The sequence below is a fragment of the Streptomyces sp. NPDC100445 genome (genome assembly GCF_044759735.1).
GTDB lineage: Bacteria > Actinomycetota > Actinomycetes > Streptomycetales > Streptomycetaceae > Streptomyces.
The window spans coordinates 154300-180434 of record NZ_JBIVZV010000014.1 but is presented as its reverse complement, the minus strand read 5'-3'; the positions used below and the strand labels follow the sequence as shown (position 1 = coordinate 180434).

Annotated in this window: 23 protein-coding genes, 1 tRNA gene and 1 pseudogene; 16 read left to right on the top strand and 9 right to left on the bottom strand. The window is 69.3% G+C overall.

Features of this window, described 5'->3' with window-relative positions; all coding sequences use genetic code 11:
* Positions 1–65 precede the first annotated feature (65 nt).
* Both ACIQVT_RS29645 and ACIQVT_RS29640 read right to left on the bottom strand, forming a co-directional pair.
* Positions 66–932, bottom strand: coding sequence for a choice-of-anchor K domain-containing protein (locus ACIQVT_RS29645; protein WP_403760751.1), 867 nt, complete (start codon positions 930–932; stop codon positions 66–68).
* Positions 933–978: 46 nt separating this feature from the next.
* Positions 979–1590, bottom strand: a complete 612-nt coding sequence (locus tag ACIQVT_RS29640; protein WP_403760748.1) for a hypothetical protein — start codon at positions 1588–1590, stop codon at positions 979–981.
* Between the two features lie 707 nt (positions 1591–2297).
* Between ACIQVT_RS29640 and ACIQVT_RS29635 the strand changes: the two genes are divergently transcribed.
* From ACIQVT_RS29635 to ACIQVT_RS29610, 6 genes are all read left to right on the top strand, one after another.
* Positions 2298–3884, top strand: a complete 1587-nt coding sequence (locus tag ACIQVT_RS29635) for a serine/threonine protein kinase (protein ID WP_403760745.1) — start codon at positions 2298–2300, stop codon at positions 3882–3884.
* Positions 3885–4090: 206 nt separating this feature from the next.
* Positions 4091–5176 carry a hypothetical protein gene (locus ACIQVT_RS29630; protein ID WP_403760741.1) on the top strand — a complete coding sequence of 362 codons (1086 nt, stop codon included), beginning with the start codon at positions 4091–4093 and terminating at the stop codon, positions 5174–5176.
* On the top strand, positions 5169–6821 hold the full coding sequence (locus ACIQVT_RS29625; protein ID WP_403760737.1) for a polyprenyl synthetase family protein: 1653 nt from the start codon (positions 5169–5171) through the stop codon (positions 6819–6821). The genes ACIQVT_RS29630 and ACIQVT_RS29625 overlap by 8 nt, the downstream gene beginning before the upstream one ends.
* Entirely contained in the window at positions 6818–7504 is a 687-nt protein-coding gene (locus tag ACIQVT_RS29620; protein ID WP_403760733.1) for a hypothetical protein, read from the top strand. The genes ACIQVT_RS29625 and ACIQVT_RS29620 overlap by 4 nt, the downstream gene beginning before the upstream one ends.
* Before the next feature lie 112 nt (positions 7505–7616).
* Complete coding sequence (locus ACIQVT_RS29615; protein WP_403760730.1) at positions 7617–8087, top strand: hypothetical protein; 471 nt, start codon at positions 7617–7619, stop codon at positions 8085–8087.
* Positions 8088–8208: 121 nt separating this feature from the next.
* Complete coding sequence (locus tag ACIQVT_RS29610; RefSeq protein ID WP_403760727.1) at positions 8209–8409, top strand: hypothetical protein; 201 nt, start codon at positions 8209–8211, stop codon at positions 8407–8409.
* A 402-nt stretch (positions 8410–8811) separates the two neighbouring features.
* Here ACIQVT_RS29610 and ACIQVT_RS29605 read toward each other — a convergent pair whose 3' ends face one another.
* Complete coding sequence (locus tag ACIQVT_RS29605) at positions 8812–9705, bottom strand: phosphorothioated DNA-binding restriction endonuclease (protein ID WP_403760724.1); 894 nt, start codon at positions 9703–9705, stop codon at positions 8812–8814.
* 31 nt (positions 9706–9736) lie between these two features.
* Complete coding sequence (locus tag ACIQVT_RS29600; protein WP_403760721.1) at positions 9737–11188, bottom strand: DUF4041 domain-containing protein; 1452 nt, start codon at positions 11186–11188, stop codon at positions 9737–9739.
* 517 nt (positions 11189–11705) lie between these two features.
* Here ACIQVT_RS29600 and ACIQVT_RS29595 point away from each other — a divergent pair.
* The 7 genes from ACIQVT_RS29595 (at position 11706) to ACIQVT_RS29565 (ending at position 20042) form a co-directional block, all read left to right on the top strand.
* Positions 11706–11831, top strand: coding sequence for a hypothetical protein (locus tag ACIQVT_RS29595; protein ID WP_403760718.1), 126 nt, complete (start codon positions 11706–11708; stop codon positions 11829–11831).
* 435 nt (positions 11832–12266) lie between these two features.
* Positions 12267–13076 carry a hypothetical protein gene (locus tag ACIQVT_RS29590; RefSeq protein WP_403760715.1) on the top strand — a complete coding sequence of 270 codons (810 nt, stop codon included), beginning with the start codon at positions 12267–12269 and terminating at the stop codon, positions 13074–13076.
* Between the two features lie 43 nt (positions 13077–13119).
* Positions 13120–13395, top strand: a complete 276-nt coding sequence (locus ACIQVT_RS29585; RefSeq protein WP_403760712.1) for a hypothetical protein — start codon at positions 13120–13122, stop codon at positions 13393–13395.
* An 853-nt stretch (positions 13396–14248) separates the two neighbouring features.
* Positions 14249–14614: a hypothetical protein gene (locus tag ACIQVT_RS29580; protein ID WP_403760709.1), complete on the top strand. Its 366-nt coding sequence runs from the start codon at positions 14249–14251 to the stop codon at positions 14612–14614.
* Entirely contained in the window at positions 14604–18860 is a 4257-nt protein-coding gene (locus tag ACIQVT_RS29575) for a DUF6531 domain-containing protein (protein WP_403760706.1), read from the top strand. The genes ACIQVT_RS29580 and ACIQVT_RS29575 overlap by 11 nt, the downstream gene beginning before the upstream one ends.
* A complete protein-coding gene (locus ACIQVT_RS29570) occupies positions 18857–19363 on the top strand; it encodes a hypothetical protein (protein WP_403760703.1) in 507 nt (168 codons plus the stop codon). The genes ACIQVT_RS29575 and ACIQVT_RS29570 overlap by 4 nt, the downstream gene beginning before the upstream one ends.
* A 415-nt stretch (positions 19364–19778) precedes the next feature.
* Positions 19779–20042, top strand: a complete 264-nt coding sequence (locus tag ACIQVT_RS29565) for a hypothetical protein (protein ID WP_403760700.1) — start codon at positions 19779–19781, stop codon at positions 20040–20042.
* Between the two features lie 330 nt (positions 20043–20372).
* Here ACIQVT_RS29565 and ACIQVT_RS29560 read toward each other — a convergent pair whose 3' ends face one another.
* Positions 20373–20792, bottom strand: coding sequence for a hypothetical protein (locus ACIQVT_RS29560; RefSeq protein ID WP_403760696.1), 420 nt, complete (start codon positions 20790–20792; stop codon positions 20373–20375).
* Positions 20793–21343: 551 nt separating this feature from the next.
* Between ACIQVT_RS29560 and ACIQVT_RS29555 the strand changes: the two genes are divergently transcribed.
* Positions 21344–21883 carry a hypothetical protein gene (locus tag ACIQVT_RS29555; RefSeq protein ID WP_403760693.1) on the top strand — a complete coding sequence of 180 codons (540 nt, stop codon included), beginning with the start codon at positions 21344–21346 and terminating at the stop codon, positions 21881–21883.
* Between the two features lie 572 nt (positions 21884–22455).
* Here the strand turns inward: ACIQVT_RS29555 and ACIQVT_RS29550 are convergent.
* Positions 22456–22713, bottom strand: coding sequence for a hypothetical protein (locus ACIQVT_RS29550; RefSeq protein WP_403760690.1), 258 nt, complete (start codon positions 22711–22713; stop codon positions 22456–22458).
* A gap of 479 nt (positions 22714–23192) precedes the next feature.
* Between ACIQVT_RS29550 and ACIQVT_RS29545 the strand changes: the two are divergent.
* Positions 23193–23297 (top strand): annotated as a pseudogene (locus ACIQVT_RS29545) (site-specific integrase); the annotation flags it as partial.
* Between the two features lie 95 nt (positions 23298–23392).
* Here the strand turns inward: ACIQVT_RS29545 and ACIQVT_RS29540 are convergent.
* The 3 genes from ACIQVT_RS29540 to ACIQVT_RS29530 all read right to left on the bottom strand — a co-directional run bounded on the left by ACIQVT_RS29540 (position 23393) and on the right by ACIQVT_RS29530 (position 25364).
* Positions 23393–23466, bottom strand: a tRNA-Pro gene (locus ACIQVT_RS29540).
* Between the two features lie 65 nt (positions 23467–23531).
* A complete protein-coding gene (locus ACIQVT_RS29535) occupies positions 23532–24290 on the bottom strand; it encodes a Pr6Pr family membrane protein (RefSeq protein ID WP_403760687.1) in 759 nt (252 codons plus the stop codon).
* Between the two features lie 147 nt (positions 24291–24437).
* Positions 24438–25364 carry a metallophosphoesterase gene (locus tag ACIQVT_RS29530; RefSeq protein ID WP_403760684.1) on the bottom strand — a complete coding sequence of 309 codons (927 nt, stop codon included), beginning with the start codon at positions 25362–25364 and terminating at the stop codon, positions 24438–24440.
* A 93-nt stretch (positions 25365–25457) separates the two neighbouring features.
* Here ACIQVT_RS29530 and ACIQVT_RS29525 point away from each other — a divergent pair, with 93 nt between their 5' ends.
* Positions 25458–25925: a GatB/YqeY domain-containing protein gene (locus ACIQVT_RS29525; protein WP_403760680.1), complete on the top strand. Its 468-nt coding sequence runs from the start codon at positions 25458–25460 to the stop codon at positions 25923–25925.
* Positions 25926–26135 lie beyond the last annotated feature (210 nt).

The following is a 26135-nucleotide window of genomic DNA, read 5'->3' as shown; positions in this document are numbered from 1 at the left end:
CGGGCCGTCCGGCGGCGGGGGGCACCGGAGCGCTCCCGCCGCCGGACGGCCCCTCGTGACCTCGCCTACGGCGTCCCGGACTTGTTGAACCCTTTGTCGAGGTAGGGGTGCTGGTCCACGACGAAGCCGTCGTCCGCGACGAGGCGGGCGATACCGCCCTGGTCCCGCCAGACCTCCCCGGTGGAACCGAAGGAGAACCCGCCGTCCTGCGGGTGGGTCTCGTTGGTGTAGACGCGGTAGCGCTGGCCCGGCTGGATCACCGTCCCCGGTGGGAAGGGGTAGGAGTACCCGGTGGGCTTGGCCTGCACGCTCCAGCCGCTCAGGTCCTGCGGCGCGCCGCCCTTGTTGTGGATCTCGACGTACTCGTCGGCCTGGGCCGCGCCGGTGCCCAGGTAGCGCAGATCGGAGATCACCACGTCGGGCTCGTCGAACGCGAACGCGCAGACGACCTCGGCGAAGTTGATGCCGCCCTCGGGGCTGCGGAACTGCCGCACGATCCGGCCGCCCCGCTTGAACCCGCTCAGGACCGCCCGGTACTGCTTGCCGTCGATCGTGACGGGCTGCGGGTGCACGAAGGTCTGGAGGTCGACCAGGTCGTCGTCGGCCGGACTGGAGTTGGTGGTGTTCGGCGTCTCGTTGTGGTGGAAGCTGAAGTTCAGGTCGGTCGTGCTGCCGTCCTCGAACATGACGTTGACGGTCAGCTGGACGTCGAACACGCTCGGGGTGACGTTCGTGGGGACGTTGCGGTGCACGAAGGTGCCGACGACGAACTCGGTGCCGTCGAGCTGGACGTCCGCGGCGGCACCGCGGAACTGGTAACCGCTCTGGGAGTTGTTGCTGCCCCACCTGATGTCCGCGGTGCCCAGCCCGTCGAGCGGTGCGACGGGCGGAGCGGTGGAGGGGAAGACGCCGGAGGTGACGACGGTGGTCATGATGCCTGTTCCCTGCTCTCTCGGTTCTCGTCCTCGGTCCGCGTCCTCAGTCCTCGTCCTCGATCACCTCGGCCTTGAGCTTGGCCGGCGGCGCGGTGCCGATCTGCGCGACACCGTCGGTGCGGCGGCCGGGCGTGGCTCCGTCCGCGGCCTCCAGGCCACAGGTGTAGACGAGGCAGTCCTTGTCGTCGTCGGTCGTGTTCAGGTGCACGTGGTAGGTGAAGGTCAGCGTGCGGCCGTCCGCGCCGACCGTGGCCCGCACGGGAGGCAGGCCGCCGCGCGTGGTCTGGTCCATCCGCTTGTACTGGGCACCCACCACGCCGTTCCAGCGGAACCCGGTGGGGGCGGTGAACACGTGCTCGCGTTCGCCGGCGTCGACCGTCTCGCTCCAGTTCGGGGTGCGCACACAGACGTTGACGGTGGTGCCGAGACCCCCGGGGGCGTCCTCCACACCGCCCTCCTGCCAGACGACCAGGTCGAGCTTGTGCGCGCGGCCCTGCTCGTAGCCCCAGTCGTAGCCGTTCGCGTACTGGTCCTTCTCACCGCGCGCCCCGTCCCGGGCCGGATCGGCGTACGGCCGCCCGGCGAGGGCGTCGGCACGGCCCTGTTCCTCCCCCCGCTTGTACGCTTCCCTCTTGGCCTGCACGTCGGTGGTCATCTCCGCGGTCCTCCTGGGCTGTGGTCGAGGCGTACGACGAAAGGGGACGTCCGGCGCGGGGACGCCGGCCCGCGGCCCGCGGTGGTGTCCCGCCGTACCGCACCGCGCGTGGCCCACCGCCTGCGGGACGCCATGGGGGGCGGTGTCCGCGGTGAGGTGGGGCGGGACGCCGCGCGCGGCTCCGGGCGGGGCGTCGGCGCGGGTGCCGGGCACGCACCGGGCCGTCTCCTGGGTGATCGTTAGCCCGGGCCGGCGGACGGTATGCCGCCGTTGCGCCGTTCGCGAATGCCGGATCGATTCTGCGTCACTTGTTCGAGTGCACTTGAGGCACGGGGGAGTGCGCAGGGGGTGCGCGGCGCGCCGGCTCCGGGCCGCGCCGGCTCCGGGCCGCGCCGGCTCCGGGCCGCGCCGGCTCCGGGCCGCGCCGAAGACGCCGGCGCCTCCCGGCCGCCCGTCGTCCCCGACCCGCGTCCCACGACCCCCGCGGCTTCCCTCCCGGTTCCGGGCGCCGCGTGCCGTCCGCGTCCACTCCCTCGTGCGGGTGGAGCGTGCGGTGCGCTGCTCACCCGGGGCCGGTCCGGCCGGTATGCAGGACGAACGCCAACGACGGCTCGGAAGGAGACCGACATGCGGCAGACGAGGCCGTGGCAGCGCAACGGTACGGGCGCCAGGGGGCCGCGGCCGTGCCCGTACCGGGTGGTGACGGCATGACCGCCGACGCCACGGCCCGCCCGGACCGGCGGGACTCCCCGGCCGCGGCCGGAACGCCGGGCACCGTGGCGGGGACCGGCACCGCCGGATTCTCCGGGGACGGCGGACCCGCCCCGGCGGGACGGCTCGCCTTCCCCGCCGCCGCCGCCGCCGTCGGCGGCGGCGCGGTCTGGATCGCCGACCACGCCAACCACCGGGTCCGCCGGATCGACGGCTCGGGCACCCTCACCACGGTCGCCGGCGACGGGCTGCGGGGTTTCGCGGGGGACGGCGCGGAGGCGACGCGGAGCCGTCTGGCGTTCCCGGCCGCCCTCGCGGTCGCGCCGGACGGCGGCCTGTTCATCGCCGACGAGACCAACCACCGGGTCCGGCGCGTGGACCCGTCGGGCGTCATCTGCACCGTGGCGGGAGACGGTTCCCGCGCGGGCGCCGACGGTGACGACGGTGACGGCGGTCCGGCCGACCGCGCCCGGCTGGACTCCCCGTGCGCGGTGGCCGTGGACGGCACCGGATCGCTGTACATCGGCGAGGCGGGCGGTCGCCGCGTGCGCAGGGTCGGCGGCGACGGAGTCGTCACCACCGTCGTCGCGGCATCGGGGCGGCCCGGCGGTCCCGGGGCGGCCGACGCCGGCGAGGCGTTCGTGCCCGCGGGCCTCGCCGCCGACGCGGCCGGTCAGCTGTACATCGCCGACCCGGTGGGCCGCCGGGTGCTGGTGCTGGGCACGGACGGAACACTACGTGTCCTCGCCGGACCGGCGGACCCGGACGGGGGCGACGGCACGGGGGCCACGGGAGTCGACTGGAGCGCGCCGCTCGCGGTGGCGGTCGACGGCCGGGGCGCCGTGTACGTCGCCGACGTCAACGGGCACCGGGTGTGGCGGCTGGCCGACGGAACCGCCCGCGTCGTCGCGGGGCGCGTTCCGTCGGGCGGCGAGCCGGGGGACGGGGACGCCGGTGGCGCCGACGGCACGGCCGGTACGGTCGTCGGCGCGGAGCTGGCCTACCCGTGCGGCCTCGCCGTGGACGAGGCCGGCCACCGGCTGCTCGTGGCGGACAACTTCCACCACCGGATCGTCGCCCTTCCCCTCACCACCGCGTCCGCCTCGGCGGAGGAACGGGAGCGGGAACCGGGGCCGACGCCGGAGGATGAACGGGAGCCACAAACGGAGCTGCTGGTCCGGCAGGAGGTCGGCATCGAGATCCCGCGCGGGGCGAGCGAGTTGCTCCACGTACGGGTGTCGTCCACCGACCCGTGGATCCCCGGACGCGTGGAGCACCGCTTCACGGCTCCCACGGGGTTCGTCTTCGACGGCCGGGCGACCAGCGCGTACTACCGCGCGGACCGCACCGTGCTCCCCGGCGGGGCGCCGACGGCGACCGTGCGGGAGAACGGCGGAGCACTGACACTCACGGACGAACCGCGGCTGAACACCCGGGAGCATCCGGCGGCGGCCCTGGTCTACACGCTCGGCATCCGGGCCCTGGCGGACGCCCGGCCGGGCCGCTACACCGACGGACGGGCGGTGATCGCGGGGCAGCCCGAAGTGCGCCTGAAGGCAAGCGTGCTGGACGACGACGAGTAGCGCGGGACGCCCGGCCCATGAGTCGTCCACGGCGGACCCGGCGCCACGGACGGCCATGGGCGGGTCCCGCGCACCACGGCACATCCTTTGCGAGGGCGACGACTTCAAACCCTCAATACGGAAGTAAACGTTTCTGTGCTACCAGCTCACCCGCATGAAGGTGACAGATTGCGACATTGCGGATTCCGTGCGTTAACGTCCGAAACGTGTCCACGCCCACCCTCCCCAGGCTCGGGCCCCCGGGTCCCTTCCCGCACGCGCCGCTCGCGCACCCGCTCGACCGCAAGTGGCTGCACTACGCCTTCCTGTCCCGGTGCGGCCGGCAGGCACTGATCGCCAACCTGTCCGTCCTGGGGTCCTCCACCGGCGAGATCCACGCCGACCCGGGCGCCCCGGTCGGCGGGCGGCGCAGCGGCACCGGCACCGCGGCCGAGGGGCAGCACATGGCGATCCTGCTCGTCCACGGGGAGGACCACGGCTGGAGCGCGACACAGTTCAACGCCGACCAGCCCGAACTGCCCTGGTCGGCCTTCCGGTTGCCGCACCCGCACGGTACGCCCGGCGCGTTCCGGGTGGCGGCCCGGTCGGCGGCACCGGCGGCCGACGTACGGCTGGTCCGCACCAGCAGGCCCTGCACCTCGCAGTGCGCGCCGTTCGGTGACGACGAGCACCTGCGCTGGCAGTCGGAACCCGGAGTGCTGGGCACCGGCACGCTGCGGCACGGCGACGGCACGGTCACGCGGACGGACCTGCTGGGCTACCACGAGCGGGTGCGCGGCCGCTGGTCCTGGCCCACGCTCGGCGGCTGGGTGTTCGGGTTCGTCAACGACCCGTCCGGAGCGCCCGACGCCGCCCCGCCGGCGGCGGTGGTCTTCACCCTCCTCCAGCCCGAACGCCCGGCGGACGCCGCCAACGGCTCGGTGATGCTGTGGCGCGACGGACGCATGATCCGGCACTTCCCCCGCCGCAACCTGCGGGTCGCGGTCAGCGGGAGCCTGGACCGCGACCGGGTGGCGACGGTGCCGCCGCTGGCGGACACGCTGGGCACCCCGCCGATGGCGGCCGTTCCCGGCCGGCTGCTGATCACCGCCAGGCTCGGCGACGACCGTCTCGTCCTGGACTTCCGCTCGCACACGGCGGGCCGGATCGCCAACCCGTCCGAGACGAGCCTGCGCCCGTTCAGCGTGCACGAGACCCTCGGCCCGTGCACCGTGGAGGGCACGGTCGGCGGCCGTCGCATCGGCTTCCGCGCCGAGGGCATCGTGGAGTTCGCCGGCGGTGCCCATGACTGAGACCGCCCCCGCGCTCACCGGCGCCGGCCTGCTGGACGAGACCGTGGCCGCCCTGTCCGACCGGGCGCCGGCCGTCCTCGCCGCCGCCGCCGGCCACCTGGGCGGTATCCGGCTGGGCCTGCGCTTCGACGACGGCAGCCACGCCACGCTCACCGCACGGCACAGCCGCATCGTCGTGCGCCGGGCTCCCTGCCCGGACCCCGACGTCGAGGTCGTCTTCGACGACCGCGCGATGAACCTGCTGTTCGACCTCCAGCGCCCGCCCGTCGACCAGGTGCTGTCCGACAGCCTCGACGTCCGCGGTTCCCAGGAGGACACCCTCGCCGTGTGGCGGGCCTTCACGCTGCTGTCCCAGCGCGCCGCGGGCCTGCGCAGCATGCAGGAACTCTGGGGCACCTACCGGGAACAGGCCCCCCGGCTGTGGGGCACCGCGGCGCCCGCCGCCCTCGAACCGGCCGCCGACCCGGTCGACTGGACGGCGCTGGACTTCCTCGCCCGGCGCGCCCCCGAGGACGCCCCCGCACCCCCCGTGCTGATCGGCGACACCACCGTACGGGCGCCGCGCGTGCTGTGGGACGGCCGCACCAGCACCAGCTGGTCGCTGGAGGACACCGTCCGCGACGCCGACCTGCTGGAGACCATGTTCCGGTGCCGCGCCCGCACCGGCGAGGAGATCGAACGGCTGCTGCCGGACCGCGAGCCGCGCGCCGAGCTGTACGACCTCATGCGCTCCTACCCGGCCCGCCAGGGCAAGGGCCTGCGCCCCACCCTGACCATCGCCGCCTGCGCCGCGTTCGGCGGACGCCCCGACGACGCCGTACGCGCCGCCGCCGCGCTGGAACTGTTCCACAACGGCTTCCTCGTCCACGACGACATCGCCGACGAGTCCACGCACCGGCGCGGCATGCCCACCATGCACGAGGAACACGGTCTGGGCCTGGCGGTCAACGTCGGCGACGGACTGAACCTGCTCGCCGTCGACGCCGTCCTGTCCAACCTCGAGACGCTCGGTCTCGCCCGCACCCTCGGCCTCATCCACGAGGCGGTCCACATGTGCCGGGAGTCCATCGAGGGCCAGGCCATGGAGCTGGGCTGGATCCGCCACGAAGTCGTCCCCGAGGCCGACGACGCCTACTTCACGATGAGCACCAAGAAGACCGGCTGGTACACCTGCATCAGCCCGTGCCGCATCGGCGCCGTCTGCGCCGGCGTGACCGACCCGGCCGTACTGGACCGGTTCGACGAGGCGTTCCGCCTGATCGGCATCGCCTTCCAGATCCAGGACGACATCCTGAACCTGGTCGGCGAGGAGGCCCTCTACGGCAAGGAACCCCTCGGTGACCTGCTCGAAGGCAAGCGGACGGTCATGCTGATCCACCTGTTCCGCACCGCGTACGCCCACGAGCGCCCCCGCCTCCTGGACATCCTGCGGCAGCGCCGTACCGACAAGACCCAGCAGCACGCCGAGGAACTCCTCGCCGCCATGCGCCGGCACGGCTCCATCGAGTACGCCACCGAACTCGCCGACCGGCTCGCCGCCGAAGGCATCGCCCGCTTCGAGGAAGACCTCCGGATCATCCCCGAGAACGAGGGCAAGGCCGTCCTGCGGCAGATCGCCCACTACGTCACCTCGAGGCCACTGTGACCCCCACCCCCAGCGCCGGCTCCGACGCCGCCGGCCCGCTGACCCCCACCGACCACCGGGCCTTCGCCTTCCTCGGCCAGGTCAACGGCAGTCTGCGCCGGAGCCTGTGCACGCTGGCCCGGCACGGCGTGGCGGTGCGCCGCGACACCCCCGAGCGCGCCCGGCTCCTCCTCGACACGGTCCGGCCCTGGCCCTTGTACAAGGGCGGCCAGTTCCTCTTCGACCTGATGGAGTGGGAGGACCTGATGGTCGACGGCGACCCCCCGCCCGTGCTGCCCACCGAGCGGATCGTCTCCGCCGCCACCTTCCCCGTCCAGTGGCTGGCCGCCGCCACCTCCGACGCCCCCGCCGCGGCGAGGGCCGTCCCCGGCCAGCGCACCGCGGCCGCCCTCGACCTGCCCCTGCGGCTGCTGGCCACCAGCGCCCGCACGGCGTTCCTGGGCGCCGCGCAGGACCTCACGGACCTCCTGGGCACACCCGCGCCCCGGACCCCCATGGACGAGGACACCCCTGCACACGTCGCCGAGGCCCCCGAACTACCGCCCCTGGAGGCGGGGTTCTACCTCTACGAGGACATCGTCCTCGGCGCCCTGACGGTGCTGGGCCCCCTGCTGTCCGACCACGCCCCCGCCGAGGAGACGCCGTCCGAGGAGCCCCCCGCCGAGGACGCCTCCTCCGCCTGACGCGTGGCGCCCGTCCCGTGCCCCACGGGCCACGAGCGGAGCCGCCCGCGCCCCAAGCCCGCCACCGGCGGATCCGCTCACGCGGACGCACCCATCCACAGAAGGGAACACCATGGGCACACAGACCCAGGCCCCCGTCGAACCGGGCTCCGAGAGCAAGCTGTACATCCTCCAGCAGGGCATCGTCGAGGACGCCCCGGGCGGGGTACCGGCCCACCTCAGCTTCGGCGTCCTCAGCACTGTCCCCGACCCGGTGAACCCGGGCGACCTCACCTTCACCCTCAAGGCCCCCACGGGCTTCGTCTTCACGGGCTGGCTGTCGTGGGCCTACCACGACGTCAACACCCTCGCCGCCAAGGGCAACATGCAGACCACCCAGGGCACCCTCGGCAACCAGGGCCGCACGCTGTCCTTCACCCACAACCCGTACCTCTCCACCAACCAGGAGTGCATCGGCTACGCCGCCCAGGTCACCGCCACCGACGGCGCGACCCCGGGCCGCTACACCGACGGCGAACTCCGCGTGGGCGCCGCGAACCCGGTCAAGCTCAAGGGCCGGGTCCTCGACCCCAACGAGGACTGATCCCCCACCCGTCGGTGGCTCCCCTCCCTTCCGGCCGGAGCCACCGACGGCCCCCCGCGAACGCACCCCCGCCGAGGGACACCGGCTCGGACCGAGTGATGGCAGGAAAGAGCTACACCCCGTGATCAGTGTGGAGTTCACCGTACGGTCCGGTCGGGGAGACGCCAGCGGGTTCGATCTGGGCGGCATGGCCGTTACCGGGGATTCCGGCACGGTCGACTCGGCCGGCCACATCCCTGATCAGGACATGATGATCTATCTCTCGGTCATCCAGTTGCTGGACGGTTGGGCGCGTTCTTCCGGGGCGATGACCGCGTGCTGAGCTACACCGGTGCCGACACCTCTTTCGGCCCTGTCGTGCGACGGATGAAAGACGGCCTATCGGTCGCCGCTAAGAACGGCGTCGTCGCACGGACGACGGTGCCGGAGCTCGCCTCCGCCGTGCCGCGGGCGGCCGAAGACCCAGGTCCGGCCCTCTATCCGCAAGACCCGGTCGCCTCCGACTGGGAAGCGGCCCTTGCCGTATTCCGTCGTTTCCTCCCTCCGTCCCGGTTCTACCGCTTCCAAGAGGGGCTGCCACCGCATACGCGAGTTCGAGGACAAGGTGCTCGCCGGCGACCTGCGCCCGGGCGTCGACCTGTGGGAGAAGAAGGAGAAGGCACATGAGAAGCGATCAGGGCTGCCGGTGAACCCCGCCCCTTGATATTCCCCGCTCAACAACGGGTCAGGCGGCGATCGGGCGGGGGCTGCCGCGGAAGACCTGGCTGGTGTGCCAAGAGCGGTGCGCTGCCGCAATGGGCGGGATGCCGGGTTGAGGGCCGATGAGTGGACGGCCCGCGAGTGCGGTCACATACTCGCGGGCGACCTGGCTGCGGCCGACGAATTGCTGCGAGACCAGGATGCGGTGGCCGTCGCCTATGCCGATGACGCCCTTGTCGAAGAGTTTGTGGTGCAGCGAGCACAGGCACAGTCCGTTGTCGATGTCGTCCGGGCCGTCGAAGGCCCACCAGCGCACATGCGCCGCCTCCAACCCGACGGGCGCCGTGCCGATCATGCCGTCGTAGCCGCAGAAGGCGCACTGGTACTCGTACGCGGTCAGCACCGTCTCCCGCATCCGGCGGTCCCGCTGGCGTCTCTCGGGCGCTGCCAGAGCGTCGGCCTCCGCCGGTTCCAGTTCCAGGCCCACCGCGTCACACAGGTCCTGGTGCAGTGTCGCTGGGAAGTGCAGATCCAGCAGCACCCTTGCCATGCGGCCCAGCAGCGACGGTTCCCGCCGGAGCGCCACCTGGAGGTCCGGCGCCAGCCGCCCGGTGGCCCGACTGGCTCGTAGTTCCAGCACCCCGGTGCCCGGGCTGCCGACACCGTGTTCGGTCCGCACTTCCCACACCCCGTCACTGACCAGATGATGGAAGGGATAGGCGGGCGTGGTCCCGCGCGGCGGACCGTACTCCGCCAGTAGTCGCTTCAAATCCGACTCCACCGCGCTGTACGGCAACTCGTCGGCGGCATCCGCCTGAAACCGGCCCAGCGCGTACAGCAGCAGCAACGGCTTGTGCGGCGCCCGCGCACCACCCCGACTCCACTGCCTCAGTTTCGTGGCACGCTCCAGCCAATCCATGACCGTGATCGTAGTGACGCTTGGCCGTACATCATGCTGTCCGGGCTGTAACTCCGCCTGCGCCTGCGACCGGCGCACCGGCTTCGCCCAAGCGCTGGCCGGCCCGCCATTCCAGTGCCTGGGGTTCCTCGGTGAACTCGATCAGATGCTGACCGGCGAACCGTTGCAGCGCGTCGCGCACCTCGGCCGGGGTGGCATAGAAGAACTCCTTCCGGCTGTTGACCTGGTTGACTCGCTGCGAGGCGAACTGGCGATGGAGTTCCGTCTCCAGGCCGACCGCGTCCTTGCTGAAGATCAGCGCGTGCACGTCGAAGCGGAAGGGCACAGCCGCGCCACTCAGCTCGTAGATGCGATCAAGAGGTTCGAGTCGCCTCGTCAAACCGATCTTCACCATACGATCGCCGAAGGCGCCGACGTTCGAGATGACGTACACGTAGCCGGCGCGGACGTTCGCTTTGCGGGACTCGACGTCTTGTAGGGCGTTCTCGATCTCGGCCAGTTTGGCTTGCAGCTCCGCGACACCCGCTTCGTCCCCACGATCGCGCAGGCGCTCCAGTGCTGCCTGATAGTGGCTGAGTTCCTTGTCCAGCTTCTCGCGCTGCCGGTCGAGTTCCCGCTGGACCGCTGCCTCCTCGCGCTGCCGGGCACGTGCCTCGCGCTGGGCTTCCTTCTCCTCTTCCTTCTTCTGTAGGAAGTCGGCGGTGAGTTCGAGCTCCCGCACGCGTGCGTTGTGGTACTCGTCGGTGATCCGAATGTGCATCGTCGCGCCCAGCTTGGCGATCGTCTCACGGCTCTTGCAGAGCCGGTCCACGAGGGAGCTGAGCCGGTGCGGCCGCATGGACCGCACGGCGTATTCGGCTTCGGCGTTGTAAGCGCGCAGCATGAGCTTGGAGAAGTCGCGGACCATCTTCTGACCCTCGCGTTTGGAGCCGTTGACCGTCCAGTCGGTGGCCGCCTGGACGGCGTGGCCCGCACGGGAGAGTGCCTTGATCTCGCTCTGTAAGGTGTCGAGCCTGCTGCGGTAGGCGATCGCGTCGTGCAGCGCATGCCGGTAGGCATAGATCCCGGCCTCCTGCAGCATGGCAGTCTCGTCCGCGTTGACGATCCGGCTTTGCAGTTCGGCAAGCCGGTGCTCAGCGTCGAAGACGTCCCTGCGGTGCCGGTCGGCCTCCTTGCGAATCCGGTCGGTCTCCTTCGCCGTCCGGCGCGCGTCGCCGAGAACCTCCTTCGCAGTCTCACGCGCGTCCTTGAGGATCCCCTCGGCTTCCTGGGCGGCTTCGGCGGACGCCTTCTCACGTAGCGCGGCGGCTTCCGCCTCGACCTGCCGCACAAGGCCGGCGACCCGCGCGGCGTCCACCCCCTGTGTCCTTGCGATCCACGCGCGCAGTTCTTCAGCCTCGGACACGGCATCCGAACGCCGACGCCCGAACAGCCCTCCCTTCCGAGGGGCCGGCACCGTCGTCGCGTCCTCAGGAACGGTCACAGCCGGCGCCGTAGATCCTGAGGCAGGAGCGACGGCGAGCGCGGCGGTGGCGGAGTCGGCCTCAGGAACCCACAATTGCCACCCTTGCGGCATCGGGGGCCACGAGGGGTCGGGCCGCCAGTGCGGCGGCGGCATCCATCCCGCAGGTGGCACCGGCCACCCCGGTGGCGGATTGAAACGGTAAGTCATTCCCCACCCCCTCGCCCCTGTGGCTCCTCAGCACACAGGTCGCCGGATAGTTCCGGCCAACACAGAGAGACATTTTCTTGCTGATCAGTCACCCGATCAGCCACGGTTGTCACCTCGTGACCATCCTGTGACTATGCGTGAGGAGCGCCCTGAGGGAGGGGCACCAACTTCAGGCGCGACGAAGTCTCCGACCGGTGAACGTCGATCCTCGAGGGCGCCGGTGCCGAACGGCCGGTTCCACGAACTTCGCAAGACGATCCCGCCCGAGATGTATGCCGGGTCGCACTGGGTGACTGTTGGAGCGAGAGGGGATCGTGAGCAGGCCGTCGTGGCAGTGTCGTCGGCCGCCTCCTGGCAGAAGCATGTCGTCAGCGTGATCGTGTCGACGGTCTACGCGGTGATCACCTACGGCTCGGCCGTCTTGGGACCAGTGCTCGGCAAGCCGAAGAACTGAATGGGCGGCGTCCTGGCCATCGCGGTGATCGTCACTGCGGAGTTGCAACGCCACCGGCCGTGTGCCTCCCGACGCCGCTGGGCGCAGATCGGCGGAACATTTACCGATGCCGCGCGCACGCTCCAAGTCAAGTGGCCTACTTCACAGCGGTGTTCATTGCCGTGTGGAGGAGCCCGTCAAAAGCGGGCGAAGCAACCGAGGTTCACCATGAGAGTGTTATATGCAGGTAATGAGTTACGTGTGCCGCCGACGCCAAGACGGCAGCCAAGAAAGACGATCTTGTGATCCCTTGATTGGCTGTGTGAAGATCCCCCAGCCGACGATGTCGGCTCGGACCAGAAAATTGGGGGAACTGTGTTGTACAGAGCAGGAGTTAGAAATCTGACGCTCATTGCTGGGGCAGCGGCACTGACCATGTTCACTGTGCCCGGCGCCATGGCTGACGCTCCATCACGCACTGCGACGCCATCGGCGGTGATAGAGAAGGCGACGGGCACCCAGGAGATCCTCAAGGGCTCGGGCACTCTTGCTGCGGAGGGTGCTCAGGTAACACTTCCGACCCGCGCTGACGATCCGATCAGCGCGACCAAGGGGGAGGACACCATCAGGCTCACCCTTCCCGGAGTCGGCGAGAAGGAAGCCTCGAGCACAAGCGGCACGACCGTCTTCGCCGGCCGCGATGATTCGGTCTCCACTGCCGCGCAGGCGACGACAGACGGCGGCTTCCGCGCGCTCTTCACCCTCGAAGACGCCAACGCTCCGCGGCAGCAGTCGTACAAGCTGACTCTGCCGGAGGGCGCCACGGTACGGCAGACCGCCGAGGGTGGCTTGGTCGTCTTCGACGCCTCCGGAAAGATCACCGGTGGGCTGGAGACGCCCTGGGCGAAGGACGCGAACGGTGCGCCGGTGCCTACGTCCTACCGGGTCGAGGGAGACACCGTCACCCAGGTCGTGGAACCCGGTGCGAACGCCACATATCCCATTGTCGCCGACCCGAAGTGGACGTGGGGAATCATCAGCGGAACGGTCTACTTCAATAAGAAGGAGACATCCCACCTCGCCTCCAACGCCGGATTCGTGGCGGTGTTGTTCGCGGCAGCTCCGCCGCCGTTCGATGCGTACGGCATCTTGAACGCGGCGAACATATCCCGGGTGGCCTGGAACGCAAGCTCCGACGGCAAGTGCGTTGAGGTGAAGGTGCCGACCTTCCTCCCGTACGAGTACAAGGGCGGATACTGCAAGTAGGTCCGCCGTAGCTGCGGATAAAAAGAGAGGGCACGCATAGGTTATGGACAGCTTTGCAGCTCCGACCATCCTGGTGCTGGTTGCCGCGGTGATCGTCGTACTCAAGTACCGTCGGCGCATGGCTGGGCAGACCCCCCTGCTTGCGGTCAGCGGAACTCCCGGGCGCATCGCCGCAGCCGTGGCCTTCGCGGTCGGGTGCGTTTGGGCCTGGTCCCAGGGCCCTTCGGTCATCAACGCGGGGGCCTTGGGCTTGAGCCTTGCCCTGCTGACCGGTGCCGCCGCCGAATTCCTTGCGCGCAGGAACGCCCGGCGCATGTGATCAGCGCGGGCGTCTGAAGGCGCTCTGACGAGTTAGCGGTCGTCGGTCCCCGAGAGCCTCCCGGCCTTGGGGACCGATGCTGTCCCGTCAGTGCGCACGTCGTCCAGGACACCCAGCGTGAGTCCATGAGCCACGTATGGACCGCTGGCTCAGGAGGCGCCCCGGTCGTCAGTGACCGCGCTCGTCGAGGTCAGCCGTAGATGCCAGAGCGGCAACACCTACGGACGTTTGTAGGTGATGCCCCTCTGGCCGGCCGGGGGACCACTGGCGGAGGTCTCCCGGCTTGTCGGGCACTCTGGAGCGGTTGTGACCGAGGAGGTCTACCGGAAGCAGATCCGGGGCCCGTGAGACCGGCGCCGTGTCATGGGCGGGATCTTCGGCCCCGACCCGCGATTATCCAGACGCTCGGAATCAACTGTCACGCAGTCGGACACACGGCAAAGCCAGAGGGCGGGCCCTCACCGATCCGGTAAGGGCCCGGGCCCTCTGACCTGCTACTTGACTGTCGGGGTGGCGGGACTGAACCGTCGACCTCTTCGTCCCGAATGAGGTTCGGCTCCCAGATGGCTCCCAGGGCGTGCGCCCGAAGGGCTCTGCACGCCTACCCGCCACCTTTTCGACCCCGAGTTCCGGCGGAGGCGCAGGCCCGCATCACTGCGGCCTGCTTGGTCACTCCTCGGTTGACGTGGCGTTCACTCACCCGCTCCTCGGAGGGCCGTCACGGCCAACCAGTAGGGGGCCTCGGAGACGAGCACGCGACGGGCGTCATGACGCACGCACGCTCTCGACATGACACTCTCTTTACCCGTCTGCCCTATGGTCGGATACCGCGGATGCGAACGGGGGTTCATCGGTGGGCGACGGCAAGGTCCCCGGCAAGGTCCTGGACATAAAAACCGCCGACATCAAGGCGGCGGCTCCGGCCTTCCATCAGGGAGCCATCGATCTGAGCAAGGCGCTGACCATGCTGGTCAACACCCTGGACGCCCTCGGCGAGCCCTGGGGCCACGACGAACAGGGCAACCAGTTCGGCAACGCGTACAAGCCCCAGCAGAAGAAGATCGAGAGCGCCGCGGGCGTCCTGGTGCTCGGCCTGACGAGCATCCACGAGGCGATGGTGGACCTGGCCGACGGGCACGTGGACAACGACCAGCTCATCGCAGGCATGTTCACGAAGGTGAAGACCGACCAGCAGAGCGACGGTGCCGGTGAGCGTTGAGGACAAGGCCCGCCACATCCTGCTGAAGCTGGGCCTGTGGTGGCCGGAGGCCGACTCCGGCAAACTCCGGGACGCGGCGAAGGCGTGGCGTACGTTCGCCGGAGCCGTGGACGACGTGCGCTCCCCGGTGCACCGCAGCGCCTCCTCGATCATCCACCACAACACCGGCGAGTCGATCGAGGCGTTCGACAAGTTCTGGGGCCGCTACGCCAAGGACCAGGACGGCGGCTGGCTGAAGGACCTGGCGGACTCGTCGCGGGAGATGGCGAAGGCCCTCGACAAGTTCGCCGACGCCATCGACGACGCCATCAACAAGCTGTGGACGCGGATCGGCATCGACGCCGCCGTCATCGCGGGCGGAGTGGCCCTCGCCTTCTTCACCGCGGGTCTCGCCTCCGGTGCGGCCGTCGCGGCGGCGGACGCGGTCATCGAGTTCGGCGCCACCATGGGCGTCGCGATCTCCACGACCATCGCGGAGATCGCCGGCGGCGCCTTGGTCGCGGCCGCGTTCGGCGGGGTCGAGTCGGTCACCGTGGACCTGGCGGTGGCGCAGCCCCTACAGATGGCGACCGGCCTCCAGCACGGCTTCAGCCTGGACGAGGTCAACCAGGCGGCCAAGGACGGCATGATCTTCGGTGGCGCGCTGGGCACGGGCGGCGGCCTGCTCAAGGCGAGCATGGAGGGCGGACTCACCGACACCACCCCCCTGCTGCTGCGCCCACCCTCCCTCCGCCCGGACCTGGTCGACCTCGGCCCGGCGGCCCGCAACGCCGAACGCACCCCCTGCGTGGGCGAGCCGATCGACGTGGCGACCGGCGCGATGCTGATGACCCAGACGGACCTGACCCTGCCGGGCAGCCTGCCCCTGGAGTTCACCCGCACCCACCTGTCCTCCTACCGGGGCGGTGTCTGCTTCGGCCCGACCTGGATCTCCACCCTGGACGAGTGCCTCCAGATCGACGGCGAGGGCGTCGTCTTCGCCGCGGCCGACGGCATGCGCCTGGTCTACCCCGTACCGGAGGCCGGCGTCCCGACGATGCCCGCCAAGGGCGCCCGCTGGCCCCTGGAATGGGACGGCAAGCCCGACGGCGCGATGACGGTCACGGACCCGGCGACCGGCGTGACCCGCACCTTCGCCGCCCCCGTCCCATCCCCCTCCTTCGGCGTTTTCCACCTGGCCCTGGACTCCTGGACCGACCGCAACGGCAACCGCGTCGACGTCGAACGCGACGACGACGGCATCCCGTACGGCCTCCGTCACTCGGGCGGCTACTACGTGGCCGTGGACACCCAGGGCCCGCGCATCACCGCCCTCCGCCTGCTGGACGAGCCCCCCTCCCGCTACCGCCCGGACCCGGCCACCGACCAGGGCACGCTCGTCATGCGCTACGCCTACGACGCCGCCGGCAACCTCACGGAAGTCACCAACTCCAGCGGCAAGCCCCTGCGGTTCACGTACGACACGGAAGGCCGCGTCACCCGCTGGACCGACCGCAACGACACGTGGTTCTCCTACGTCTACGACGACCGCGGCCGCGTGACCCGCACCGAGGGCATCGACGGCATCCTCTCCGGCACTCTCACCTACGACGACACGACCCGCACGACGACGTACAAGGACTCCCAGGGCAACATCTCCCTCCACCGCCACAACACCGACGGCCTGGTCGTGGAGGAGACCGACCCACTCGGCCACGTCACCCGGACGGAGTGGGATGACTACGGCGCCCGGCCAGTCGCCGTGACCGACCCCTTGGGCCACACCACGCGGTACACGTACGACGAAGCCGGCAACCTCACCGGCGTGGCCCTCCCCGACGGCACACAGGCCCAGGCGGAGTACAACGCGCTCGGTCTGCCGACCGAGGTGGTCGAGCCGGGCGGCGCGGTCTGGCGGCACACCTACGACGAGCGGGGCAACCGGCTGACGACGGTCGATCCCCTAGGTGCCGAGACACGATACGCCTACGACGATGCGGGCCGTCCGACGGCGGTTACGAACGCGCTGGGCTATACCCGTACCACTATCCCGAACCTCGCCGGGCTCCCCGTATCGGTTACCGACGAACTTGGGCACACCACCACCCTCCGCCGTGACGTCTTCGGGCGTATCGCCGAAGTCACCGACCCGCTCGGCCATGTAACGCGAACAGGTTGGACCATCGAGGGCAAGCCCGCCTGGCGTGAACTCCCCGACAGCACTCGGGAGATGTGGACCTGGGATGGCGAGGGCAACCTCCTCACCTACACCGATCTAGCGGGAAACGTCACTCGACACACCCGTGGCCTCTTCGATGTCCCCGCGACGCGCACCGATCCCGACGGCGCCCACTATGAATTCGCCTACGACACGGAACTACGTCTCAGGACGGTCACTAACCCCGCTGGTCTGCAATGGAGTTACACCTATGACGCAGCGGGCCGCCTGATCGCGGAGACCGACTTCAACGGCCGCACCATCACCTACACGCACGATGCGGCAGGCCACCTCACCTCTCGGACCAACGGCGCAGACGAGTCCCTCCACTACGTCCGGGACACCCTCGGCCGAGTCGTTGAACAGCGCACCGAAGCAGGCGCCATCACGACGTACGCCTACGACCCCAGCGGAGCCCTCAGCCGCGCCACCAACGCGGACGCCGAAGTGGTTTTGCGTTACGACGCGTTGGGTCGTTTGTTGTCTGACAGCGTCAATAGCCGCACCATGCTGTACACGTACGACGCCTTGGGGCAGCGCACCCGCCGAGTCACCCCCACCGGCCTTGCCACCGACTGGACGTACGACGCGGCGGGTCGCCTCGCCGGACTCCAATCGGAGCACGGTTCGCTGGCCTTCACGTACGACGCTGCGGGACGTGAGACCCAGTGCCGCATCGGCGATGGCGCGATCCTCACCCAGGGATGGGACAGCACCGACCGCCTCACCACGCAGACTCTGAGCGCCCCGGCGTCGGTTCCGGACGCCGAAAGCCTGCTCCAGCACCGCAGCTACGCCTACCGCACCGACGGCTACGTCTCCGAGATCCGTGAACTCACCTCCGGCACCCGTCGCTTCGACCTCGATGCGGCCGGTCGGGCCACAGCGGTCCGTGCCCTCGGCTGGTCCGAGACCTACATGTACGACACCACGGGCAACCTCACGCAGGCCACCGCTCCAGGCCACCCCGAGCCCGACGGACGCTCCTTCACAGGCACGCTCCTGCGCACCGCGGGCCGCACTGCGTATGAGCACGATGGCCAGGGCCGCTTGGTCCGCAAGACCCGCAAACTACTCAACGGCCAGACCCGAATCTGGTCCTACACCTGGAATGCGGAAGATTGCCTCACTGCAGTAACCACTCCGGCAGGCGAGTGCTGGAAATACACGTACGACCCACTCGGCCGTCGAATCTCCAAACGCCGTGAGGCCACCGATGGCGACCCAGCTTCAACAACTGACTTCATCTGGGACGACACCCGGCTCGCAGAGCAGACTGGGGCAGATGGGCGTGCCACCACCTGGGATTACGCCCCAGGAACTCATCGTCCACTCACTCAAACCGATCACTGGTCTCACACACGCACTTCGGGGACGTCCTTCCTGGCTCAGCTCGCCGAGGAGACACATGCGGACCGCACCACGCGTTTCCATGCGATCGTCACCGATCTCGTGGGCACTCCTACCGAACTCGTCTCTGTCGATGGCAATGTGGCATGGCAGCACCGCACCGCGCTATGGGGAACCCGGTTCCCCGCAATGGCAGAAGACCAGACAACCGTGGAATGTCTGCTCCGCTTCCCCGGACAGTACGCCGATGCGGAAACCGGCCTGAACTACAACCACTTCCGCTATTACGATCCCGAGACCGCTCGGTATCTCAGCCCCGACCCCCTGGGCCTGGAGCCCGGACCCAACCACCATGCCTATGTGGCATCGCCTCTGTCGATATCCGATCCTCTCGGGCTGACGCCCTGCGGCATAGCATCGGTGAAGGGACCCGCCGGCGAAACGCTGCCCCTCCCCCATGGGGTCACCGGTACGCCAGTGGCAACAGGTAAAGGCTGGGCTTACGATATTCCAGCCGGTACCAAGGGGCTCGATCCACGGGTTACGCAAGTCCGGGTCATGGATCCGGTGACGACAGGAAAATATCAATATCCCAATGGATATGTGGTCTACATGAACAAGGCAGGGCAGTCAGTAAACCCCCTAACCGGCCAGACGGTCAGCAAGGCTGACCCCTACAATCACATCCCGATTCCATGATCTCATTGAACAGTCTCGTTGCATCGAAGTGCGAAATTTCAACTCTCGCCGAGGTGGCCGACCCGAATCCCCTGATCGAGGCCGACTCCCTGCAAGAGGCCCAATTGCTCGATTCCCGGGTGTCTCAGCTGACCTCGACGGCTGCGCTGCTCTTCGAATTGCGCACCTCACTGCAATTCGACGTAGGTAACGCCGCACTGCTGGTTGTGCGCGGGCTGAGCCTTTTCGGTTGGAAATCTTCGGCAGTGCAAGTACCTCTCGCTGCCATGACTGTAGTCTCCAACGTGCCCTATCGCGCTCCCGGATCGTTCCGTGCGAAATTCGGATTCTTCCCGGGCGCGCAACTCGAGGTCGCGGGCGCGCAGGCGGAATTCTATGTCCTAGAAGTGGACGGGATCAGTGATGTTCCGCCTGACTACTCGGCCATGAGCCAGGAGCACATCGCAGGAGAACTGCCCGCATGGTCCTCCATGTGCCATCCGCTTCAGGCCTCTAGTACGTAGTGCTGGTCTTCGAGGGACGGTCGGTATCACCGCTGACTGGAGCCTGAGATCCGAGCTGGGCCTGCGCGCATCGTCCGTCGTCACCCTTCGGGCGGCAGTCGTGGACGTTCTTCGAGGTCCTCGTGCGGGCGAAGGTGTAGTGGAACTGCTCGCAAGGTTGCAGCGCGAGCGACGGAGGCATGGTGGCCGACGATGCGGTCGGCAGCCGGCTCGGACACTTCCGAAAAGTGAAGCGAATCGCCACAAGCCCCGCAGAGCCGATCGGGTGACGACGAGCCGCAAGTAGACCGACCCCACAACCTGGACTTACTCGGGTGGCCGTCACCGGTATGTCGGCCCGGCACCGGAGGCGGAGAACGACGAAAGGAACACCAAGAAAGTGCAGCACCTCGCCGCTGGAGCACACGGACAGTCCGTGATCGACATCGTCTTTGCGGTGGGAGGCATGGTCGCCCTGTGGTGCGGTTTGAGTTGGGCGTTCGATGTGCGGGGCGTCACCACTCGCCGCGCCGAGCGGATCCGGCGCAGGAACGAGGAGACGTCGATGGCGATGGGGCGTCTCGGCGGAGCTCCGCCCTTTTTCGCAACTCCCGGGTATCTGCGCTTCATGGGTGCTGTCATGGCAGGTGCGGGACTTCTCCTGCTCATCGCGGCGTATGCGCTGTGGCACCTGGGCTGAGCCCCAGCGTGGTGCGTCTTCTCTACCGGGGAGCAGTGCCCCTAGCAGGAACGCCCGGTAAGCGTGTGCGGCGTCATCTCCTACGGTCACTCGTGGATCGGGTGGGTGGACACCTCCGGAACTTGGAGAACGGCGTACTTCCATGGGCAACACGGCGGCGTGCCAGGGTCTGGGCTTGTTCGGCCGCGGTCGGTGTCGCAGTCCGCTTGGAGGTGCACGAACATGATCCTTCAGGAGTCACGCGTGCCCGCGGAGCCCTGACGCACGGAGTTCTGTGCCTTCTGGCAATCACTGTGCCCTCGACGGAACCTGAAATGGCCCAGCGTGCCCCTACGGGCACGACAGGTCGTGGGGCAGGTCGCAGACGTCGTCGCGCATGTGCAGCCGGCGGAGATCCTGGACCAGTGCGACGGGGTAGGCATGCATTGCCCACTTGGCGAGATAGCCGGCCTCGTCGTGCTCTTTGAGCACAGTGTGGGCCGCAGTCAAAACAGCGTGAGCGAATGTGGGACGCGGATGGGTCGACTGCCACATCACCGTGCCGTCGGAGTCCGGAAGGTCCGGGCTCACGGCGATGTCGGGGAACTTGTAGATGGTCACGTTGATCGCGTCATCCGCTGTGCGGAGCACCCAGCGAAGCTCTTGGGGTTCGGCGTCGAAGAAGAACCGGGCTGACCGCTGCTGGCCATACAGCTCGCTTGTGCCTGCTACGAGGTCTGCCAACGCGTCAGTGCAGTAGCTGGCGATCACCGATGCCGCCTGGGAGCCATCAGCTACGTGACATCGTGCCCAACCATGGCCTACCAGTTCCCACTTCAGTTGAAGGGCACCCTCTGACCCTTGATCGATCGACACCGGCCCAGGCTACCGGCAGCGGTTGGCCATGAGCTTGGGAAGCTTGAGTCTTTTCCGGAAGGTTGCTGGGCTGGCCTGCGGTGGAGCGACTACGGGGCCTGACTGACCGGCCGACCTGGTCCCCGCCGTTCCCCGCGGTTCCTCGCACGAGCTGGCACACGTCTGGCACGGGCGCCTACGCCTCACCACACCGTGGCCCGGCGCTTAGAAGATGCGGGCATGCCCTACAGTCCCGGTCCGGCGGCTCCTCGTCACCTCGGAGAGGAGCTGCTGGCGGCCGTCGCCGTCTGCGGGCGTTGCCGTCAGCGTTGCCGCCATTGCCCTGCGACTAGGAGCTGGGCCCGGCAGACTTGGTGATGTTCTGGCACGCGGTCTGTTGACGCCGCGCTCCATACGGCGTTGGATCTTCCCTGCCCGTGCGGGTGTACGGGTAGAGAGCTGGGGCGATGACCGAGGACGCCAGACCCGGGCTGATAAGGGTGGTGTACTTCCAGCAGACGTGCGCATTGATGATGGGCGGCGGCGCGGTACTGTCCGAAGGGTTGCTCCTGGTCCTGATCGGTACGCCTCACCGGCTGGAGACCCTCTTGGTGGGAGCAGTTGCGGTGGCTCTTGTGTCCGTGGGGCTTCTACCGCTGCGCTTCCGTCTCCGCGCCCGGCTTCGCCGCACGTACGAGCATGCCGTGCGGATCGACAGCGCCGAAGAACAACGGCACACCGGCCAGGACGCGGCGCAGCGGCTGTCGCTACGGCGCACGGCCGGATTCGTGGGTGGAGCGGTCTGTTGGATGATGCTCATTGGCCTGACATCGCATCAGCTGATGCCGCCGCTCATGCTGGTTCCGGTGGCCGTGGCCCAGTGGGCGCAGTCCCGGGCGACCGCGAAATGGGAGCGCGTGAACGAGGCAGACCTGTGGCAGACCGTGCCCGGGCTGCTGGGTGCCCGAGGCCCGGTGTTTCGTGTGCCGGCAGAGCGCGGTATTTGAAGCCACGGCCTTAGGGGCCGCCACTCCCGGCACCGCTTCAGTACTCCAGCAGCGGATCGTGTCCTGAGCTGGTGTATGTCGTTGTCCTGGCTTGGAGGGTACGACTGATGTCGGTTGCTGGGCCGCAGAGTTGGAGGCGGTGTTCGCCCGGGTGGCAGGCCGGTTCGGGCGGGCGGATCTGCGGTGGCGGATGCGGGACTACGTCCGCGGTCTGCTGGGCCAAGCGGCACGGAAGAACGGCTGGCAGCTCGCGGAGACGGAACCGACAACGATCAAGCTCAGCACCGTAGCGGTAAGTTTCGCGAATGACAGGTCAAGGTTGACTAACACAGGGACCAACGCTCCCCCGACGACGGATATCGTCCTCATCCGGAGATGCGTCATCCGCACCTGACATGCGCGGAAGTACACCGGTCGGGCAACGGCGCAGTCAACTCGGCGGCTCAGCCTGGAGCGCCAATTTGGAAGATCGCGTACGCGGATTGCCGCTGACCTGGTAAGACGCTGATCTGCGCGTTCCTGCGACGCTCGCCGCTCGGTCGGGCACGCGAGGGGCACGTTGCCCACCAGGGCTATTCGTAGACCCGAGCGGCAGTGAGGGCACGGGCGAAGAACGTCCAGTCGCCTTCGGGTGGTAGATCGTGCCGGAAGTTCCGGTACCACCCCGGAGACGCTGCGACCCAGGCTTCCAGGGCTTCCAAGAACCTGTCCAGCGTCGCGTTCTCCCACTGCTGGCCGTGGGCTGCGTGGTCTGCGCGAAGACGCGCAAGGAAGGCACTGAATGCCTCACGATCGCCAATGTAATCGTCGGGCGCCAGAGGGCTCGTCATGGTGGTGATCTTAAGGGGTGCCTCCGGTGACTGGCATGGTGTCAGTGATCGCACCGCCCCCGGCCCCCCACTCTCCCCAGCTCCCATCCCGTACGCCGTCGACCCACACACCGAGGAGCGGGCGTGGTTCAGGGCGTCAAGGTGGAGCGCGCCACTGTACGAACGACTTTGACGCCCTGGGCCGCGTCTGCTCGGCTTTGCCTGGGGCGATGGTGTGCGGGATGGGAGCCCCCAGCATCCGCCACGATGTACCCGCGGGCGGCGACGGCGCCCCCTCCACCCTGGTACCGGCCGATCCCCCGCCGGAGGCACTGTTCTGACCGTGGCCGCGCTATGCGGTGATCGGCTCATGGGCACCGGCCCTATCCACATGTGAGCGCGCGGAGGCACAGCCGGGGCGGAGCGGGCCGGAGGCAGGAGCGGCGCCCCGAGCGGTGCCGTGAGCGCGCCCGGCGGAGCGGAGCGCAGCCGGGGCTTGAACCGCCGTGACCGAGGAGGTCTATCGGAAGCAGATCCGGCCCGTGATCCAGACCGGCGCCGTAGTCATGGACGGGATCTTCGGCACCGACCCGCGACGCTCATAGACACGCGGAAATCGATAGTCACGCAGATAGACACGCAGCAAAGCCAGAGGGCCCTTACCGAATTGGTAAAGGCCCTCTGACCTGCTACTTAGCTGTCGGGGTGGCGGGATTTGAACCCACGACCTCTTCGTCCCGAACGAAGCGCGCTGCCAAGCTGCGCTACACCCCGATGTCGCTGCTCTCGCGGCGACGACGTTTACTTTAGCCCACCGGTGGCTGTAGGCGAAATCCGGTTCAGCAGCGGTGGCGGACCGGGGTCGGGCGGGTGTGGTCGAGGGTCACGAGGAGCACGGCCAGGGCGTAGATCCCGAGGCCGATGAGGAGGGCGTTGGCCAGGGTGGCGCGGTAGCCGTGGGCGGCGGCGTCGAGGAAGGGATAGAGGTATCGGGCCGGGTGGGCGGGCGGGAGGAACACCGCTCGGGTGAGGGCGAAGGCCAGGTAGGCCAGGGGGTAGAGGAGCCAGGATGCGATCTGGCGCAGGTGCAGGCGGGCCGCGGGGGTGAGTAGGAGCCAGTCCAGCAGGGCTGCCAGCGGGATGACCGTGTGCAGGATCTGGAGTGCCGCCCACCGGGTGTGCCAGCGTTCCGGGGCCGTCGTCGCGCCGGTCATGGAGAACGGGGGCGTCGCGTGGGCCAGGAGCAGGTGGTAGGCGAGCGCCGCGGTCAGGACGTAGAGGAGTGCGGCGCCTGTCAGGGCGGCCGGCAGCGGGCGGCGGCCCCGCCAGGCTCTCCGCGCGGACAGGAGCATCACCACGGCCAGCAGGGCATCGGCCTGGACGCTGAAGTAGCTCAGGCTGTGGGCCGGGGTGCTCAGCAGGGCTTGCAGCGCGACGCCGCCGGTCGCCACCACGGCGATGACGAGGCGCAGCGCCGCGGCCCGGGGGCGCCGGACCGGGGCCACCACCGCCGTGGCCGGTACCGGGGCGGGCAGCAGCAGGGGTGGGCCCGGGATCGCGGGCAGGTCCGGGATGTCCCTGGGTATCGGGGCGGTCATGCCCTCACGCTAGGAGCGGGGGAGGGGCGCGGCGAGGCGGATTGGGCCGGGTGGGTTACGGCTGGTGCCGTGCCCGGCGCGGGCCGCGGTCCGCCCAGCGCTTTCCCCGAGATGGGCTGCTCGCCCAGGGTCCCCCAGGGGGCTTCCCTACTCCTTGCCCACCAGCGTCAGCAGTGTCGCCTCCGGGGGGCAGGCGAAGCGGACCGGGGTGTAGCGGTTGGTGCCGCACCCTGCCGAGACGTGGAGGTAGGACGTGCGGCCCTCCGCCGTGTGGGTGGAGAGGCCCTTCACCCGGTCCGTGTCCAGGTCGCAGTTGGTGACCAGGGCGCCGTAGAAGGGGATGCACAGCTGGCCGCCGTGGGTGTGGCCGGCCAGGACGAGGGGGTAGCCGTCCGCCGTGAACGCGTCCAGGACCCGCAGGTAGGGGGCGTGGACCACGCCGAGGGAGAGGTCGTACGTGCCCGACGGGCCGCCGGCCACCCGGGCGTAGCGGTCGCGCTTGATGTGGGGGTCGTCCAGGCCGGTCAGCTCGATGGAGACGCCCTCGATCTTCAGGACCCCCCGGGTGTTCGTCAGGTTGAGCCAGCCCGCGCCGTCGAAACCGTCGCGCAGGTCTTCCCACGGGTTGTGGATGACGCCCACGGCGGGGGCGTTGCCGTTCAGGCCGTGGCGGCCGTTCGTCTTCTCCAGCAGGTAGCGGGCGGGGTTGCGCAGCTTGGGGCCGTAGTAGTCGTTGGACCCGAAGACGTACGCGCCCGGGAACTCCATCAGGGGGCCCAGCGCGTCCAGGACCTCGGGGACGCCCTCGGGGTCCGACAGGTTGTCGCCCGTGTTGATCACGAAATCGGGGCGCAGGCCGGCCAGTGACCGCAGCCAGCGCTGCTTCTTGCGCTGGCCGCCGACCATGTGGATGTCGGAGACCTGGAGGACGCGCAGCGGGCGCATGCCCGGGGGCAGGACCGGGACGGTGACCCGTCGCAGGCGGAAGGACCGGGCCTCGAAGCCCGCCGCATACATCAGGCCGGCTGAGCCGGCGGCCACGATGCCCAGGGGGATTCCGTATCGCGCGCGCATGTTCCCATCGTGTCAGACGGGTTGACCGGGGCGGGACCGGCCACCGGATAAATGAGCGGGCGCACCGGGGCGGGGACCTGCGACAATCGGGCCATGACCACCACCCTCAAGTCGAAGCTGCACGACGACCTCAACGCCGCGATCAAGGGACGCGACGAGCTGCGTTCCTCGACGCTCCGGCTGACGCTCACCGCGATCACCAAGGAGGAGGTCGCGGGCGTGGAGAAGCGTGAGCTCTCGGACGACGAGGTGCTCAAGGTGATCGCCCGTGAGGCGAAGAAGCGCCGTGAGGCCGCGGAGGCCTTCGCCCAGGGCGGTCGTGGCGAGCAGGCGGAGCGGGAGAAGGCGGAGGGCGAGGTGCTCGCCGAGTACCTGCCCAAGCAGCTGTCCGACGACGAGCTGGACACGATCGTCGCCCAGGCCGTGGCGGAGGCGAAGGCGGCCGGCGCCGAGGGGCCGCGGGCCATGGGCGCCGTCATGAAGATCGTGAACCCGAAGGTGGCCGGTCTCGCCGAGGGCGGCCGGGTCGCCGCCGCGGTGAAGAAGCGCCTCCAGGGCTGAGCCGCCGGAAGCGGCCGAGTCATCGGGATCGGCCAGTCACCGGGATCGGTCGAGTCAGCAGCATCGGCCAGTCACCGGAAGCGGTCGAGCCGCCGGGATCGGTCGAGCCGTCGGGATCGGCCGAGTCGCCGGGATCGGTCGAGCCGCCGGGATCGGTCGAGCCGCCGCCGCGACCGGTCGGGCAACCGGAACCGGCCGAGCCGCCTCGGT